The following is a 17360-nucleotide window of genomic DNA, read 5'->3' as shown; positions in this document are numbered from 1 at the left end:
CCGATCATTGCTATCACTCAGGAAGCTGACCGTATCGGCCGGGCCAAAGGTCCGACCATGCTGGCTCGCCAGAGCTGGTCAGCCGAGGCGCTCCAGCTTTCTCGGGCGCTACGCTCTCTACTGCGACGCACCGGCCTTGCCGAGGAAGAATTAAGGAGGCCTAGCTGTGCGCGACAGAGAACGAGATGTAGGTGCAGGAAGATATCCTAAGGCTGCGCGAACTTGCCAATACCGATTTTATGACCAGTCTGATGAACCGGCGCTCGTTTCTGACTATCGCCGACGATTCGTTTGCCTGCAGCCGCCGCTACTAGTGTAATATGACGACGCTGACGATCGATATCGATCACTTCAAGACGATCAGTGAAACGCATGGGCACATCGCCGGCGACTATGCCGTCAAGCACGTCGCCGACATCACCCGCCGGGCGATCCGCACAACTGGCAAGGTAGCCCGCTTCGATGGAGGGGAGTTTTGAGGCTGAGATCGAACAGGAGGCCGCCGCGTTCCTCGCGGATCGCATCAGAAGATCGATCGAGGACACGGCCGTGCGCCACGAATATACGGCCTTCCCATCACCGTCTCGATTGGCATCGCTCTGCTGGGTGAAAATGACCGCGACGTACAGGATATCATCGAACGTGCGGATCAGGGGGGTATCCTGCTAAGAATGCCGGGCGCAATCGCACTTTTATGCAGGCAAGCGGGGAACACACCTCGCCTGTCGCTTGAAGGCTAGAGTGCCGTCGCGGCGCCGTGTCGCTTGCGCAGATTGACCCAGCAGTCTGCTGAAGAACCGAGGAAATACCGAGCGTTTTTGGCGATGTTGAGTTTTGGACGAGACTTCGTCGTTGGCGGGATGATCTCAGGTCCCGGGAGGCGGCCTCGTGCGGCGATCAGCTTCGGTATTCGGACGGGATTGTAGCCGATCGGGTTGAGGAGGAAGTTGCCAAGGACGAGATCGCAGCCGCGGTGCTTGGTCTTGCGCGTGGTCTCGTGCTGCTTGCTCCAACCGATATTGCATTCGATCATGGCCGGGCATGTTTGGAACATTCCGTAACCGGCGTGCCGAGTCGTTCGTCCATTGATTGTGCTCTGGCGCCCGTTGGCATTGCCGGTCTTGTACTGAGTGACATGCGGCGTGGCATTCATCTGCCGCAGCTTGGCGACAGGCTCGGCCGTGTCATAGGCCTTGTCTTCGTCGACTGTCATGCGGCGTCCAGACGTCCTGGCTTCCGCCTTGAGCATGGCTTCGGATGCGCTTCGTTCGGCTTTGCCTGTGGCATGCGTCACCCGCCCATCGATCACCAGGCCGTTCCGGTTCTCCAAGGTTACGTGTCCCATGTCGGAAAGCCTGGCTTCCTTGCCCCGCGCCTTCTGATACAGGCAACTGTCGGGATCGGTCACGCTGGCATCGTTGTCGTTCTTGCGCTTTTCGCCGTGGAAGTTCGTGCCATCGTCTCCGTCGTCCGAGCCATCCTTGGGCCGGAGCTCTTGTGCAAAGCCCGGGCCCCGATCAGCGTGCCGTCCACGGAGAAGTGCTCGCTCGAAAGCAGCGGCTTGACCTCGGGATGGTTCAGCAGATTCGACATGAACTTGGCGAACACCTCGCCGCGCGGTTCTTCGTGAATGTTGGCGGGGCCCAGACCGGATCGTCCGGCGCCAACTCCACGAACCAGCAGTACACCGATCGGATGCCGTAGAACACCTGCAGCAGCAGCGCGCTCACAAATTGCTCGGGCGGGATCGAAGGGCGCCTTCCTTCGAGTAGAGAGCGCCAAACGTGCCGTTCAGTCGCGAAGGACGTCTCGCGCCCACTGCTGGATCTTGCGTAGCGAGTGACCCTTCGGAATACGCGCCTCCGGCGAAACATAGGAAAGCAGCCCGCCCTGACCCTCGGACTTGCCCCGCACCCGCCCCTCCAGGGACTCTCCGAGATGAGTAAATCACGAAAACGCGGCAAGAACGATCGTTTTTCAGCAGACTGCTAGATCGGCAGGACAGAGCTGCCGTCAGCCCTGATTGCGCAACTTATTCGCTTGGCGCCATTCCAGGAACCGGGGTCCCATCGCGCCATTAGCTGATCAAATCGCCACCATCAGCGAATGTCGGTATCGGTGGTTGCGTCTCCCCGCAACCACTTCTGTCATAACTCACTCACCGTCCCGGTCTAAACGCCCGGGACGGACGAGATGGATCACGGACCGGCCGATGGCGCAGGAGTTCGAATCTCTCGGGCGCATTGAATAAAAAGCGCGGACACTTATGTGATTGAAATCGCTTTGTAATTTCCGCGCGCATGGTCGCGCGCCGACGCTTCAACGCTTGTAGGAAGCGCTGTCCTGGGTCCGCATGACGTCTGCATCGGCGTATGAGCGATGTAGAGCAGGATAGTGGTGAAAAAGCCCTGGTGTCCCGCCTGATCCCTTCACATCTGCGGGCCGGCGTTGTAGCGATGATCGCTGGATAGGCAGCGGTGCTGCGCTCCGGAGGCTCCCGCGATACGAATTTACGAGTGCCTGTGCCGCTTTGGAACAGCGCTCTAGTCCGATGCGCTCCGTGTTCGCAGTCGACACGGGAAGCTCGCGTCAGATGAAGGCTACCGACATCGAGGAGGCCATCACCCAACTGGCGGCTGAACCATTCGACGCGGTTGAGTTCCCATTCAGGCTGTTGGAAGCGTTTGGTAACAAGGAGACTACGCTCAAGCGCCTCCGGTCCGGCACGTCTAACGCCTCCGATAAGGATGGCTGGGTGCTCCAGCGCAGCAATATTCACATTGCTGTATGCGCGGCAGGTGCCGTCAGCGAGACCCTGAAAACGCTGAGATTGAGTCCAGCGACTCAAAAAGCGAAGGCCAAGTTCGTACTAGCGACCGATGGCGACATGCTTGAGGTCGAAGAACTCGCGACTGGAGAAGCCAAGGTCTGCAAGTTCACCGATCTGCCCAAGGCTTTTGGCTTGATGCTGCCGCTTGCCGGCATCTCGGCCATCCGGCAAATCAAAGACAACCCTATCGACATCCGGGCGACTAACAAGCTCAACAAGCTCTATGTCGAGTTGCTTAAGGAAAATCCTGATTGGGACGGAGAAGCCAGGCGCGCCGATCTCAACCAATTCATGGCTCGCCTCATCTTCTGCTTCTTTGCCGAGAGCACCGGCATCTTCAAGGGCGACCACCTTTTCACGAAAGCCATCGAGCAGTTTACCGCCAGCGACTCCAGCAACACGCACGAGGTCATTGCCGAGCTGTTCCGGGCGATGGACACCAAGATCGAGAATCGATCCCGGGCCAAGGTCCGCCCCTTCGCCGACGACTTTCCCTATGTCAATGGTGGGCTGTTCACGAAGCGCAATGAGGTGCCAAGGTTCTCGCGCATCGCGCGCTCCTATCTCTTGAATGCCGGATCGCTGACGTGGAGGGAGATCAACCCAGATATTTTCGGCTCGATGATACAGGCCGTCGCGGACGAGGATGAGCGCGGTGAGTTGGGCATGCATTACACAAGCGTGCCGAATATTCTAAAAGTGCTCAACCCTTTGTTCCTTGATGATCTCCGGGAGAAGCTAGAGGAAGCGGCTGACAACAGGCGAAAGCTCCAGAACCTCCGAAAGCGACTCGCTCGCATCCGCGTGTTCGATCCGGCTTGCGGCTCCGGGAACTTCCTCGTCATCGCATACAGACAGATGCGCGAAATCGAGCGTCGTATTATCATTCGCCTACAAGGTGGGACGGGCTCCGACGAAGAGTTGTTGGATCTCGTGAGCTATCATGGAGAGCGCAGCGCCATCCCCCTCACGAACTTCTATGGCATCGAGATAAAGAGTTTTGCCGCCGAAATCGCGCGACTGGCGCTTCTCATCGCAGAATTTCAAAGCGATGTGAATTACATCGGGCAGAAAGAAGCTCGAGACATGGTGTTGCCGCTCCACGACACGGGCCGCATCAAAACGGGCAACGCACTACGAGAGAACTGGTCGGAGGTGTGTCCGCCTCACAAGCCTGCGAGTGCGATTGAGGAGGATCTAGGGAGCCCAATTGGTCGGTTAGCATCGGACGCCCCCGCGGAGCCGGAGGGTGAGACGTATGTTTGCGGCAATCCCCCCTATCTCGGTGGAAAAAAGCAAGACCGGGACCAAAAAGCAGATATAGCCACGGTTTTCCGTGGCCGATCGGACCAATATAAGAATCTCGATTACGTATGCGCGTTCTTCCTGAAATCTGCGGATTATTTGTCCATCGCGACGAGATCGGCGCTTGTCACAACCAACTCTATCTGCCAGGGCACGCATGTGCCGACGTTTTGGCCGCTCATACAAAAAGCTAACTGCGAGATTGCGTTTTGTTACGAACCGTTCAAATGGGCGAATAACGCGCAGAATAATGCAGGCGTGTCGTGCACGATCATTGGACTTCGGAAACGCACCGCTGCTCCTAAGGCCATTCTTTCCGAGGGCATTCGCCGCCTCGTATCAAACATCAATTTCTATCTCCTTGACGGCGCAAATGTCATTGTCGAGCCGAGCAGTCGGAATTTGAATTCTCTCTCCCGCATGATTACGGGGAACGCTGCTTACGACGAGGGACATCTATTTCTGACGCCGGAGGAGGCTCAGTCCGTACGCGTCAACTATCCCGAGCTATCCAGCAAGGTTAGAAGAGTTCTTGGTACTACAGAACTTGTCGATGGCGTAAGCCGATATTGTCTTTGGTTTGCCGACGATGATATCGCCTTTGCCACCTCCCATCCGTTTAGTGGTCCGCGAGTTCAATCTGTTCTGCAATATCGCAAAGACGGGGGTGAAGTTGCGCGAACCTTGGTTGCTCGACCGCATCAATTCCGATATCGCCATGAAGCAAAGAAATGCCAAATTTTAATACCCCAGGTGTCGTCAGAGCGACGTGAATATCTGCCGGTAGGGCTACTTAAAAACGACGCGGTGATCACCCATCTGGGTCACGTGATCTACGATCCGAATTTAGTTGACTTCTCGGTGTTAAGTTCAAAGCTTCATTTAGCGTGGATCGCAACAATTTGTGGAAAGCTAGAGACACGATACCGCTACGCCAGTAATCTCGGCTGGAATACCTTTCCTTTGCCGCCGCTGACCACGAACCAGAAGGCGGAGCTGACGGGCTGCGCTGAAGACATCCTGCTCGCGCGTGAGGCGCATTTCCCCGCCACTATAGCCGATCTCTACGATCCCGAGAAGATGCCCGACAATCTGCGCGCCGCTCATGACAAGAACGACGAGACGCTTGAACGAATATACATCGGCCGCCGCTTCAAGAACGACACCGAACGGCTCGAAAAGCTATTCGATATGTACACGAAGATGACAGCTAGGGCGGAAGGCGGCGTGAAGCCAAAAAGGGCGAAGAGGGGAGCTGCCTAATATGACTGCGAAGATAACACCTCCCTCCGTCTCGGTTCAGTACGGACAGACAGGCGCCTCCACGAAGGCAAACGAACTCGGTATGCGCACTATGCAGGAGCGCGCCTACGCCAAGCGCGGCGAACAATATCTGCTGATCAAGTCACCGCCGGCGTCGGGTAAGTCTCGCGCTTTGATGTTTATCGCGCTGGACAAACTCAACAACCAGGACGTTAAGCAGGCCATCGTCGTCGTACCGGAGCGTTCAATTGGCGGCAGCTTTGCCGATGAGCCACTGAGTAAATTCGGCTTCCCATACGATTGGAACGTCGCGCCGCAGTGGAGCTTGTGCAATGCACCGGGTGCTGACGATGTCCGCGTAGCAAGATCAAAGGTTGCCGCAGTCCGAGAATTCTTGGCATCAAGTGATAAAGCGCTTGTCTGCACGCACGCGACGTTTCGCTTCGCCGTAGAGGAACTCGGTATCGAAGCCTTCGATGGCCGGTTGATCGCGATCGACGAATTCCATCACGTATCGGCCAGCGGCGACAATGTGCTAGGTACGCAGCTCGGCGCTTTCCTGGCGCGCGACAAGGTCCAGATCATCGCGATGACTGGTTCGTATTTTCGTGGTGATGCCGTCCCAGTGCTTGCCCCCGAGGACGAGATCAAGTTTCAGACAGTCACGTACACTTATTACGAACAGCTCAATGGTTACGAGCATCTGAAGCAGCTCGATCTCGGCTATTTCTTTTACTCCGGCCGCTACACCGATGCGGTCGACAAGGTACTCGATCCAGACAAAAAGACCATCGTGCATATCCCGAATGTAAACTCGCGGGAGAGCCTTGGTGATAAGCTCCGTGAGACGGAGGAGATCATGCATGCGCTCGGCACCTGGAAGGGCGAAGACGTCTTGACGGGCTTTCATCTCGTTGAGCGCCCCGATGGGCGCATCTTGCGTATCGCAGACCTCGTTGATCCCGCTCGGCAGGCCAGGACTATCGCTGCATTAAAAGACCCAGCGCAGAAGAACAATCGCGACCACGTCGACATCATTATTGCTCTTGGTATGGCTAAAGAAGGGTTCGATTGGATCTGGTGTGAGCACGCGCTGACCATCGGCTATCGGAACAGTCTAACCGAGATCATCCAAATCATCGGCCGCGCCACACGGGACGCTCCCGGCAAGCCCAAAGCGCGATTTACTAACCTCATCGCAGAACCGGATGCGGCGGAGGATACGGTCGTTGACGCCGTTAACGACACATTGAAGGCTATCGCCGCCAGCTTGCTCATGGAGCAGGTTCTGGCACCACGTTTCAATTTTACGCCGCGCAATACAGACGATGGTCGCCTTGACGGATATGACTACGGCGAAGGTGGCTATAAGCCGGGAGGTAGCAATGTCGGCTTCGATGAAGCGACGGGGCAGTTTCACATTGAGATCAAGGGACTTGTGGAACCCGAGAGCGCGGAAGCGGCCCGCATATGCCAGGAGGATATCAATGAAGTCATCACAGCCTTCGTACAGGATACGCGGACTGTCGAACGCGGTCTGTTCGACGAGGATACAGTTCCCGAGGAACTCACCCAGCTCAAGATGGGAGACATCGTCAGGGACAAGTACCCGGATCTGACCGAGACCGACCGCGAAGCGATCCGGCAGCGCGCAGTTGCCGCGCTTACACTTGTGCAACAAGCCCGGAAGGCGGCGGAAGGCGGGGCGACGACGAATGGTCCTGGAGAAATCGGCGGCGGCGATCCAGTCGCAAACACGGCCTTCATCGATGGTGTTCGACGTTTCGTGAATGTGCGCGACCTCGACATCGATATGATCGATCGGATCAACCCTTTCGGTCCCGCTTTTGCCATTCTGTCTAAAACCTTGGATCCTAAGATATTGAAGCAGGTGCAGGAGGCCATCGCCGCGAAGCGAACGACGATTCCGGCAGAGGAGGCGCGTGACTTGGCGGTGCGAGCGGTGAAGTTCAAGAAGGAGCGTGGAAGGCTGCCTGACATCACGTCTAATGACGCGTGGGAGAAGCGTCTTGCAGAGGGCCGCTTGGCGTTCGGCAAGCACAAGGCTTCAGGTGCTTATGATGAGTGACGAGCATGATCTCGACGAGCTCGCGCGCGAACTGGAGCTTGATGACGACCAGGCGGGTTCCGGTGGACACACGCGTGAGGAGGCGCGCGTCATCGCCGGGTTCGAAGAGATCATGAAGTTCGTCCACGAGCACGGGCATGCCCCGGAGCATGGGCAAGGCCGCGACATCTTTGAGCGGCTTTATGCCGTGCGGTTGGACAGATTGAGAGCATTGAGGCGCTTTCGTCCATTGCTGCAGCCCTTCGATAAGCTTGGCCTCCTCGGCGCTGCGACGGATGAACCTATTCTGAGCGACGAGGAGCTGGGCGACGAGGCTCTGCTCGAGGAATTGGAGATGGACAGTGACGCGGTCCGCGCCGATGACGTAACCCAGCTCAAACACGTCAAGCCACGCGCGGAAGTGCGCGCTGCCGAGGAGATCGGCGAGCGAACGAAGTGCGATGATTTCGAGTTGTTTGAACCTCTGTTCAATGCCATCCGCCAGGACCTAAAAGGTGGCCTCCGTAAGACCCGCCGCTACGCAAAGATGGCCGGCATCAAGCAGGGCGAGTTCTTCATTATCAATGGGCAGATGGCTTACGTCGCCGACGTGGGCAAGGAATTTGAGACGGAGTATGATCGCCGCGACAGTCGCCTGCGCGTGATCTACGACAACGGCACCGAGAGCGATATCCTGTTGCGCTCGTTGCAGCGCGCATTGCATCGCGATGACTCAGGGCGCAGGATAACCGATCCCCTGGCCGGTCCGCTATTTGCCGAGGGCGATGATGACGATTGAGGCGACGGTCCAAGGCGTTGAGACTGGGACAATCTATGTGCTGCGAAGCCAATCCAGTCATCCCTATTTTGCGCATCATCGCGACCTCATTCACAAGATCGGCGTCACGGGTGGCGATGTTTCTCTCCGCATATCTAACGCCAAGGCGGACCCGACATTTCTGTTTGCCGATGTGGACATCGTCGCCACCTATAAGCTCATCAACATCAATCGCACCAAGTTGGAAGCGCTTCTGCATCGGTTCTTCGCTACGGCGCGGCTCGACGTCGAGATACCCGATCGCTTTGGCCGTAAGGTAAAGCCCCGTGAGTGGTTTCTCGTGCCGCTCCATATCATTGACGAAGTTGTTGCTCGCATTAAAGATGAGTCCATTACTTCTTACGTCTACAGTCCAAACACCGCGGCGCTAGTGAAGCTGTAGATCAGTCTTTCTTGAAATCGACGACGCTGACGATCGCACAGCGAAGCGTGGCAGGAAGGCCTACATAGTCGGGCTATTCGCCTCTTGATCGAGGCGATCTGCGATATGGCCAATATGCCGGTTTGCTCGCGCGGTCGACTTTATGAAGACTGCAACTAGCGTCATTCACCTTGATATCGCGTTGTAGTTATCAAAGGGAGTGGAGTGAATGGGCATCATGTCGATAATGGCTAAGGATCCTCGAGGATGAGCTGCGGCAACACGGCATCCGCACGCTCACTCGAAGCAACTGCGAAGAAATTGTTTACAGTATGATTAAACGGACAGGCTCGACCTTGAGATCAAGCAGCCTCATCAGGCGCTCCACCTCGATGACCAAGAATGAAAGGCGGCTGTCAAGTTCGACGAAATAGGTTCTTCCAGCAGGTAAGTTCGGCATCGTCGGGAATGGACAGCAGATTCAGATTCAGCTGCCCGTGCGGGTTTGGGACGCTAAGGGATCGCCATGCTGGATGGTGCTGCCTGGCACCAAAAATATGGAAAACCTCAAGTGATTCGCATGACCGCTATTGCTCGTGCGGCTAACTTAGATGCATGCCGAGAATCAGCCGCACATACGGCCCGATCCACTTTGAAGATCTGGAACCGCATCGCTTCGAGGATCTCATCAGAGAGCTCGTCTACGAGTTCAAGGATTGGCAGTCGATAGAAGCGACAGGGCGAGGGTCTCTCCCGCCGGTATACGACCCCAACCCCGTTCCAACTTATCTCAAAGCGGGAGTGCTGACGACGAATATCGATCTCGATGAAGGCACCTGCTCGCTTGACTTGCTCGAGGCCCTGTCAGAATACTTTGGGCTAAACGCTGGCGCAGGCTCGTGGGATCATCGAAGAGGTCGCGACCGTGACCGCAACCTGGCGCGATACAGCCAAGACGGTCGGTGCCCGCTCTTCCGAGATCAACCGTATGGCTAGCGCATTCGACCATGGCGACCTCAAACGAGCGCTGGCGTTGTGACGAGAACCTTCCTTCACAGCTTTGACCCTGCCGGCGCCAGTCCTATCACCGGCACCACCGTTGACTTGGAAGTTTCAGAGATCGAGGATGCCGGAATTCGGGAAGTGCTGCAGACGCCGGGTGCGGCCTACGGTGCGTGGTCGATCCTCGATGCATTACTCACACCGACCGGCATTGGAACGCCGTTCATCTTCAAAGAGCCGCTCGGACAAGCGCGCGAAGTCAAAGTCGCCCTGTCAGGTTTGTTCGGACGGTTCGTCGCTCGCGCCTATCTTGAACGCTACTTCAATCTCTCGATCTTCGCCCATCTCGGCAACCGAACGATCGACCTCGATCGTCGCCGGCGCGTCAAGGTCGCGCGCCTGTCGCGTGGCGATTTGCCCGATTGGATCGCCTGCGCCGCCAACCTGTCCTCCCTGACAGTAGCCGAAGCAAAGGGCTGTCATGACGTCGGAGGCCCCGCGAAAGCGCTGGACCGGGCGTGGACGCAAGCCGGACGGATCAACGTCACAGTACAAGGCCGCAAGGTCGCGATAAAACGCATCGCGATCGCCACGCGCTGGGGCATCGTCGCGGCGGGGCCAACGGAGGCCCACCTGTCGGTTCGCGATCCGATTGATGAAGGTGAACCTATCGATCCCCAAGAAAAGAACGCACTCTTCATCGGGCTTCTGCGCTTGCATATCGCCAATTTGATCAAGCCTCTCGGCCACGCCGAACTGGCTGCTGCGCTCTACCGCATCACACACCAGCCATTCGCACGAAGGCTCCAAGACGACCTCGGGCGCGCCCGAACGCTGCTGGAAGCCACTCCGATAAGGGAGGTTGAGAAAGCGACCGCCATGGGCGAGCTGATCGGCGGGATCGTCACACGAGCCGGGCCCATTACCGAGGCCGACGTCGCCCCCACCGACCAGGAGGCGCTCGCACGCCTCAACCTTCGGCCGGTCTTCGTTGGGATCGAGCGCGATCTCATCCGCGCAGCCATCGACGCGGAACCGCAGGCCGTGCGCACTCGCCTCACCCAGACACTGAATCCCGATGAATTTGCTCGGCCTGACCGGGCCGGCGGCTGGATTGTCCCGCTCGGTCAGGAGCGGCGCATTAGGGGTGGCGCCTGAACCGCTGACCACCGAACATAAGCATCATGGGGAAACGGCCGGCGACCAGTTACGGCACGATCAGGGGCAGGAAAATGGAAGCACAGGAGAACGATCTCTCGAACGAGGCGGCAGCGCTCGGAGACATCCTCACATGGTCGGTGGACCTGCCGGCATGGCAACGCGACGCGCTGCGCCGGTTGAGCAACCAGAACAAGCTGCAGGGCGCCGACATCGCCGCCCTCGTCGCGATCTGTAAAAGCGAGGCGACAGGCGTCCCGCTCGATGCGAGCCACATCAGGGACCCGGCAGCCAGTCACGCCGTCGTCGGCCTTTGCGCTCTTCACGGCCTGTCGAACGTCAACGCGCTGGCGCCGGGCGAACGCCTCTCATTCGGCAAAGCGGGGCTTACCATCATTTACGGCGACAATGGCGCCGGCAAATCTGGCTACGCCCGCGTCCTGAAGCAACTCTGCCGGGCGCGCTCGCCGAAGGGCGACGCAATCCTTCCAAACATCTATGCGGCTGGCTCTGGCATTCCGACGGCCAGCGTCGACTTCTTCATCGGCGGACAGAAGCGAAGTGCATCTTGGACGCAGGGTAACGCGCCCGACCCGATGCTCTCGGCCATCAGTGTGTTTGACTCACGCACAGCCAATGTCCATGTCGAGAACACAAACGATCTCGCCTACACGCCGCTGCCGCTCCGGATCCTCGCCGGTCTCGCGCAAGCGTGCCAGGATGTGAAGGCCGAACTGGCTGACGAGATAAAGGCGCTCCAAGAGCAAAAACCCGCAATCCTCTCAAAACCGGAATGTAAGCCGGACACGCCGGTCGGCAAACTTATCTCCGGCCTCTCGGGCAAGACGAAGCCGGAAGTGATCGAGAGGCTCGCGGGCCTAACGGCCGAGGAAGAAGCCCGGCTCCAAACGCTCAGCACCGATCTGGCCAGCGATCCCGCGCGCACGGTTCGTCAACTCCAAAGCCAAGAAGCCCGCATCAAGTCGGCGATAGAGCAGATCGAGCGGCTCATGGCAGCCGCGGTGGACGAAACCCGAACCGCGCTACGCGACGCCCATACGCATCGTGCAACAGCGCGCTCAGCCGCCGCGGCCGCCTCCGCCGACTTGTTCGCCGATGAGCCGTTGCCCGACATCGGCTCGGACGTCTGGAAGGCCTTGTGGGAGGCTGCTCGGGATTATTCCCGCGCCTCCGCCTATACAGACCGGCCGTTCCCCGTGACAGGAATCGGAGCCCACTGCGTGCTTTGTCAGCAGCCGCTCAGCGAGGAGGCCTCTAAGCGGCTCAGAAGCTTCGAGGCATTCGTGAAGGACGAGAGCAGGCGCCGTGAACAGGAGGCCACAGACGCTTACGACAAGAAGCTAAAAGAGGTGTCATCGCAAGCCATCTCTATGAAGGATCTCACCGCGATCGTCGCAACGATCCGCGATGAGATCGGCCAGGAGCAGCTCGCGAGCACTCTTCGCCGAGAAGTTCTGCAACTGGCCTGGCGGCTGCGTGCCATCTTGCGAGCCCACAACCTTCCAGCTCTGCCTAATCTTCCGCAATTAGTCACCATATCGCTCGATCCATTGCGCGCGGCCCTCAGCAGTATCGCCACGCGTATCGAAGGCCTGCAGTCGGAAGCCAGCTCACCGCAGCGCGCGGCGCTTATCGGCGAACGCGACGGCCTCGCTGACCGCAAATGGCTCGGCGTGGTGAAAGCCGATTTGCTTGCTCAGATCGAACGCCTCAAAGCTATCGAAGCGATCGAGAAAGCCGGCAAGGACACCGCTACGAACAAGATCACGACCCAGAGCGCCCGCATCGCTCAAGCTCTCGTCACCAATCGCCTGCGAGGCAGGTTCGCAATCGAGGTGGACAAGCTCGGAGTCGCGGGTCTCGCCATCGAACTTCAGCAGGCTAAGACCACTGCCGGCGTACCCTTCTTCCAAGTCAGGCTGATCAACAAACCGAACGAGCCGGTTGGCAAGGTCCTGAGTGAAGGCGAGCATCGCTGCGTCGCGCTGGCCGCGTTTCTCGCAGAGCTTTCCACCATCGATGCCCAGTCCGCGATCGTGTTCGACGATCCCGTCTCCTCGCTCGACCATTTGCATCGCGACAGGGTAGCCGCCCGATTGGCGGAAGCGGGACAGACTCGCCAGGTCATCGTTTTCACCCACGACATGGCGTTCTTGCTTCTTCTCGATGAGGCGTGCCGGGCGACCAAGGACCGTGAAGCGACGCCGGTCGCGTACCGCCTGATCAGCCGCGGCCTTGAAAATGCGGGTTACTGCCATCAGGATCCGCCGGCCAATGTCATGCCTCTCGACAAGGTGATCGACGGGATGAAAGCCCACCTCGCCAACGTGAAAATCCATCACGAACGCGGCGATCAAGCGAAATGGCTGCGCGAGGTGACGTCCTTTCAGGACCAACTCCGCACGACCTGGGAGCGCGCCGTCGAGGAAGTGGTCGGGCCTGTGATCCGCCGCCTGTCCCGTAAGGTGGACACGACGGGCCTCATCAAGCTCACCGTCCTCACCGATATCGATTGCACCGCCATGCGTGAAGCGTTCGGACGGTGCTCGGCGCTCCTTCACAGTCAGCCCGGTGAGATCAATCCGCAGCTGCCCGCGCCATCGGCCATCGAAGCAGAGATCGACGCGCTGGCGCAGTGGATCGCCGAAATTCGGGTCCGTCAGGACAAGGCAGCATGATGATGCATCGCCCCGTCGGCGGTCGCTCCGACACGCCACCGTTGCACTCAGATCGCATTGTCATGCATTACGACGATCTCCCCCCTTGCGGGCCGCCCAGTCCGCCCCAAACCCTTGCTTTCCTTTTGCGGCCCAGATCGCTCGTGCCCTTCCGCCTTGATCGCCTTTGAGTTTCTCGGCAATCCAGATTAGCGCGCCGAGAATCGTGATGCGGTCATCGCCGGTCAGGTCCACGATACCGGCTTTGACGACGAGGCCGCCCAGTTCAATGAGATGTCGCGTGCGCTTGCGGCGCTCGATCTGACACGCGCGCACATCATGCCGAGCCCTTGCGGCTTGATGCCGCTTGAGCGCCGCTCGGTTGCGCATTAGGGCCGTCCGTGTTGTCAGCAGTTTCTGGCGCAATTCGCCGCACCCGGCTTTGAAAGAACGCCGTCCCGCGCCTGGCCCATGCCTCCTTCTTCCCGGTCTCCTTCGTCTCGGCTAGCACGATCAGCGCACCTGCAAGTTCATCGGCGCCGAGCGCGTCGGCCCCCGTGGCGATGACGAGTTCACCGAGCTGCTGCACTTTGCGGCTCTTGAGGTCGCGCGCCTTGTCCCCAAGTGCCTTCAGTTCCGCATCAAAGTCCCTTGGCTTGCGCATCGTCGTCTCCATCGTGTCGATGGAGAAATGATAGTCGAGCACCCGGCACAATGCTGTAAGGTCGTCAGGACGGCTTGGGACGGGATAGTCCCTCCCGAGATTTTTTCGAGGGAGGGCGCGCTTATACGTCGTTCCGACGTGCGCTTCGTTGTGCCAGTGATTGGATCGCGATGGCGATCTATCATCTTCACGTCAAGGTCATTGGCCGGAAGGCAGGGAGCAGTGCGGTGGCCTCGGCCGCTTACCGCTCAGCGTCGCGGCTGCGCGACGAGCGGCTTGGCCGTGAGCAGGAGTTTTCCGCCAAGCGCGGGGTCGTTCATTCCGAAGTACTGCTGCCGGAGAACGCGCCGGAGGCCTGGAGCGACCGGGAGCGGCTCTGGAACGATGTCGAAGCGTTCGAAGTCCGGAAAGATGCCCAGTTGGCCCGCGAGGTCGAGTTCGCCCTTCCGCGCGAGCTGAATGAGGCGCAGGGAATCGAGCTGGCACGGGACTTCGTTCGGAGCGAGTTCGTGGGTCGCGGCATGATCGCCGATCTCAATGTGCATTGGGAGAGCGCCGAGGACGGCCTGCCCAAGCCCCACGCTCATGTCATGTTGACGATGCGCTCGGTCGACGAGAACGGCTTTGGCCAGAAGGTGCGGGACTGGAATCGTACCGAGCTGGTCGAGCGCTGGCGTGAACGCTGGGCGGAGCTTGCCAACGAGCGGCTGGCGGAGCTCGACATCGACGCGCGGATCGACCACCGCAGTCTGGAAGACCAGGGCATTGCGCTCGAGCCGCAAAGCCAGATCGGCGCACCCGCCAAGCGCATTGAGGGGCGGGGCGTCGGAGGCGAGGGCGCTGAGGCTGACCGGGCCGAGATGCACCGCGAGATCGCGCGAAACAACGGCAGGAGGATCATCGCCGATCCCTCCCTTGGACTGGACGCGATCACCCAACAGCAATCGACCTTCACACGCCGTGACCTCGCAAAGTTCGCGCATCGGCACAGTGACGGGCTCGACCAGTTCAACCAGGTGGTGGGTGCGATTCAGGGCGCGCCCGATCTGGTCGAGCTGGGCAAGGATGTCCGCGGCGAGGATCGGTTCACAACCCGCGGAATGGTCGACGCAGAACAGCGCCTGCATCGCGCTGCTGAGCAGCTAGCGGACCGTGAGCGCCACAACGTCCGCGACGCGGCTCGCCATGGCGCTTTGGCGCGTGCGGAAGCACGCGGCCTGGTGCTGTCATCCGAGCAGGTTGACGCCTTGGCGCACGTCACGGATGGACGCGGTCTCAGCGTCGTGGTCGGCCATGCCGGGACGGGAAAGAGCGCGATGCTGGGGGTGGCGCGGGAGGCCTGGGAAGCAGCCGGCTACGAGGTCCGGGGCGTGGCACTGTCCGGCATTGCCGCGGAAAACCTCGAACGCGGATCGGGCATTGCGTCGCGCACGATTGCCAGCCTGGAGCATGGCTGGGAACAGGGCCGTGATCTGCTCGGTTCGCGTGATGTGCTTGTCATCGATGAGGCCGGTATGGTCGGCACGCGGCAGCTCGAGCGCGTGCTGTCGCATGCGGCCGAAGCCGGAGCCAAGTTGGTGCTCGTCGGCGATCCGCAACAGCTGCAGGCCATCGAAGCCGGCGCGGCCTTCCGCTCGATCCATGAGCGTCACGGCGGCGCGGAAATCGGGGACGTGCGCCGCCAGCGCGACGACTGGCAGCGCAACGCCACGCGCGATCTGGCGACCGGCAAAGTGGGCCATGCGCTCGAGGCCTACCGCGCCCACGGCATGGTGCATGAGGCCGAGACCCGCGAGCAGGCTCGCGGCGATCTGATCGATCACTGGGACCGCGACCGGCAGGCATCGCCGGATCGCAGCCGCATCATCCTGACCCACACCAATGATGAGGTCCGGATCCTGAACGAGGCGGCACGCGAACGGATGCGAGCCGCCGGTGATCTCGGCGACGAGGTGCGTGTCACGGCCGAGCGCGGCGCGAGAAGCTTCGCCGGCGGAGACCGCATCATGTTCCTGCAGAACGAGCGTGGGCTTGGCGTCAAGAACGGCACACTCGGGACCATTGAACTGGTCAGCGCGCAATCCATGACCGTGCAGATCGACGATGGCCGGTCCGTGCGCTTTGACCTCAAGGATTACAACCGGATCGACCACGGTTATGCGGCGACGATCCACAAGGCGCAGGGTATGACAGTCGACCGGGTGCATGTCCTGGCAACGCCCGGCATGGACGCCCACAGCAGCTATGTCGCCCTGTCGCGGCATCGCGACAGCGTAGACCTGCATTATGGCCGCGACGATTTTACCGATGCGGATCGGCTCAACCGTGCCCTGTCGCGCGACCGGTCGAAGGACATGGCCTCGGATTACGACCGTGCCGATCCCGTCCAGAGCTACGCCGAGCGGCGCGGGATCACGTTCCGCGAGCGCGTGGCCGAGATCGTGCGCAAGGCCGTGCCGGAGAAGCTGCGCGGCATGTTCGACGGCCTTAGCGTTCCTGGAGAGGTGCTCGACCGTGATGGCGGACGACGGCCCGAGCGGGGATCCTCCGAAAGAGAAAACAGCGGCACGGCAGCCGACCGGCGCGAAGCCGAAGTGCCGGCAAGGACCGTGGCGCAAGATCCCGAAGCTGAAGCCCGTCGCGTGCGGACCCGGGCGCTGGTGCGCCATGCTCGTGCCGTGGATGCGATCTTCGCGGCGCATGAGACGGGCGGCAGAGCGAGCCCCGAACAGGTCAAAGAGCTACAGACCGCCCGCCAAGCCTTCGAAAAGGTGCGCCCCTATGGCTCCCACGACGCTGAGGCCGCCTACAAGAAGACCCCCGAGCTGGCCCGCGAGGCCGCTGGCGGACGCCTCAACCGCGCCATACGCGCGCTCCAGCTCGAGACCGAACTGCGCATCGATCCGAGCCGCCGCGCCGCCCGTTTCGTGGAGCGCTGGCAGAAGCTCGACCACACCAGCCAGCGACAGTATCGGGCCGGCGACATGTCCGGCTACAGGGCGACGCGCGCGGCGATGGGCGACATGGCCAAAGGCCTCGAACGCGATCCGCAACTGGAGTCCATCCTCGCCAGCCGCAGGAAAGACCTCGGCATCGCCTTCGAATCAGGTCGCCGGCTCGGCCAGCAATTGGCCATCGCCCATGGCATAGGCTTTGGAAGAGACAGAGGCCTCGAACGTTGACCCGGCCTGTT

The 17360-nt window shown here is 60.0% G+C and carries 10 protein-coding genes and 2 pseudogenes; 9 read left to right on the top strand and 3 right to left on the bottom strand.

The annotated features are described in order from the left end of the window. Nucleotides 1-320: 320 nt before the first annotated feature. Nucleotides 321-479 carry a diguanylate cyclase gene (locus tag BRAD285_RS36395; RefSeq protein ID WP_006611538.1) on the top strand — a complete coding sequence of 53 codons (159 nt, stop codon included), beginning with the start codon at nucleotides 321-323 and terminating at the stop codon, nucleotides 477-479. A 410-nt stretch (nucleotides 480-889) separates the two neighbouring features. Here BRAD285_RS36395 and BRAD285_RS36710 read toward each other — a convergent pair. Next, nucleotides 890-1914, bottom strand: a pseudogene (locus BRAD285_RS36710) (transposase); the annotation flags it as partial. 679 nt (nucleotides 1915-2593) lie between these two features. Here BRAD285_RS36710 and BRAD285_RS28380 point away from each other — a divergent pair. From BRAD285_RS28380 to BRAD285_RS28355, 7 genes and pseudogenes are all read left to right on the top strand, one after another. Further along, on the top strand, nucleotides 2594-5398 hold the full coding sequence (locus tag BRAD285_RS28380; protein ID WP_035646058.1) for a DNA methyltransferase: 2805 nt from the start codon (nucleotides 2594-2596) through the stop codon (nucleotides 5396-5398). A gap of 1 nt (nucleotide 5399) precedes the next feature. Next, nucleotides 5400-7487, top strand: a complete 2088-nt coding sequence (locus BRAD285_RS28375) for a DEAD/DEAH box helicase (RefSeq protein ID WP_006611543.1) — start codon at nucleotides 5400-5402, stop codon at nucleotides 7485-7487. After that, nucleotides 7480-8265 (top strand): hypothetical protein, encoded by a 786-nt coding sequence (locus BRAD285_RS28370; protein ID WP_006611544.1) that lies wholly within the window; start codon nucleotides 7480-7482, stop codon nucleotides 8263-8265. The genes BRAD285_RS28375 and BRAD285_RS28370 overlap by 8 nt, the downstream gene beginning before the upstream one ends. Continuing rightward, complete coding sequence (locus BRAD285_RS36705) at nucleotides 8255-8686, top strand: GIY-YIG nuclease family protein (protein ID WP_349509734.1); 432 nt, start codon at nucleotides 8255-8257, stop codon at nucleotides 8684-8686. Before BRAD285_RS28370 ends, BRAD285_RS36705 begins: the two co-directional genes overlap by 11 nt. A gap of 726 nt (nucleotides 8687-9412) precedes the next feature. Then, nucleotides 9413-9704, top strand: a pseudogene (locus BRAD285_RS36390) (type II toxin-antitoxin system HipA family toxin); the annotation flags it as partial. Continuing rightward, nucleotides 9701-10825, top strand: a complete 1125-nt coding sequence (locus BRAD285_RS28360) for a hypothetical protein (protein WP_006611547.1) — start codon at nucleotides 9701-9703, stop codon at nucleotides 10823-10825. The pseudogene BRAD285_RS36390 and the gene BRAD285_RS28360, both read left to right, overlap by 4 nt. 74 nt (nucleotides 10826-10899) lie before the next feature. After that, a complete protein-coding gene (locus BRAD285_RS28355; protein ID WP_006611548.1) occupies nucleotides 10900-13524 on the top strand; it encodes an AAA family ATPase in 2625 nt (874 codons plus the stop codon). Nucleotides 13525-13584: 60 nt separating this feature from the next. On the opposite strand, the gene BRAD285_RS28350 is transcribed toward BRAD285_RS28355, so the two are convergent. Both BRAD285_RS28350 and BRAD285_RS28345 read right to left on the bottom strand, forming a co-directional pair. Then, entirely contained in the window at nucleotides 13585-13839 is a 255-nt protein-coding gene (locus BRAD285_RS28350; protein WP_035646046.1) for a conjugal transfer protein TraD, read from the bottom strand. A 1-nt stretch (nucleotide 13840) separates the two neighbouring features. After that, nucleotides 13841-14167 (bottom strand): conjugal transfer protein TraD, encoded by a 327-nt coding sequence (locus BRAD285_RS28345; protein WP_035646061.1) that lies wholly within the window; start codon nucleotides 14165-14167, stop codon nucleotides 13841-13843. Between the two features lie 170 nt (nucleotides 14168-14337). On the opposite strand from BRAD285_RS28345, the gene traA reads away from it, so the two are divergent. Next, on the top strand, nucleotides 14338-17349 hold the full coding sequence (traA, locus tag BRAD285_RS28340; protein ID WP_006611551.1) for a Ti-type conjugative transfer relaxase TraA: 3012 nt from the start codon (nucleotides 14338-14340) through the stop codon (nucleotides 17347-17349). The last annotated feature ends 11 nt before the right edge of the window (nucleotides 17350-17360 follow it).

The sequence above is a fragment of the Bradyrhizobium sp. ORS 285 genome (genome assembly GCF_900176205.1).
Classification (GTDB): Bacteria; Pseudomonadota; Alphaproteobacteria; order Rhizobiales; family Xanthobacteraceae; genus Bradyrhizobium.
Note: the sequence above shows the minus strand (reverse complement) of the source record. Positions and strands in the feature narration are given on the sequence as shown.

Excerpts from the sequence above, each read along its gene's own strand:
- BRAD285_RS36395 (WP_006611538.1), top strand. The coding sequence starts at position 321 with ATGACGACGCTGACGATCGATATCGATCACTTCAAGACGATCAGTGAA.
- BRAD285_RS28380 (WP_035646058.1), top strand. The coding sequence starts at position 2,594 with ATGAAGGCTACCGACATCGAGGAGGCCATCACCCAACTGGCGGCTGAA.
- BRAD285_RS28375 (WP_006611543.1), top strand. The coding sequence starts at position 5,400 with ATGACTGCGAAGATAACACCTCCCTCCGTCTCGGTTCAGTACGGACAG.
- BRAD285_RS28370 (WP_006611544.1), top strand. The coding sequence starts at position 7,480 with ATGAGTGACGAGCATGATCTCGACGAGCTCGCGCGCGAACTGGAGCTT.
- BRAD285_RS36705 (WP_349509734.1), top strand. The coding sequence starts at position 8,255 with ATGACGATTGAGGCGACGGTCCAAGGCGTTGAGACTGGGACAATCTAT.
- BRAD285_RS28355 (WP_006611548.1), top strand. The coding sequence starts at position 10,900 with ATGGAAGCACAGGAGAACGATCTCTCGAACGAGGCGGCAGCGCTCGGA.
- BRAD285_RS28345 (WP_035646061.1), bottom strand. The coding sequence starts at position 14,167 with ATGCGCAAGCCAAGGGACTTTGATGCGGAACTGAAGGCACTTGGGGAC.
- traA (WP_006611551.1), top strand. The coding sequence starts at position 14,338 with ATGGCGATCTATCATCTTCACGTCAAGGTCATTGGCCGGAAGGCAGGG.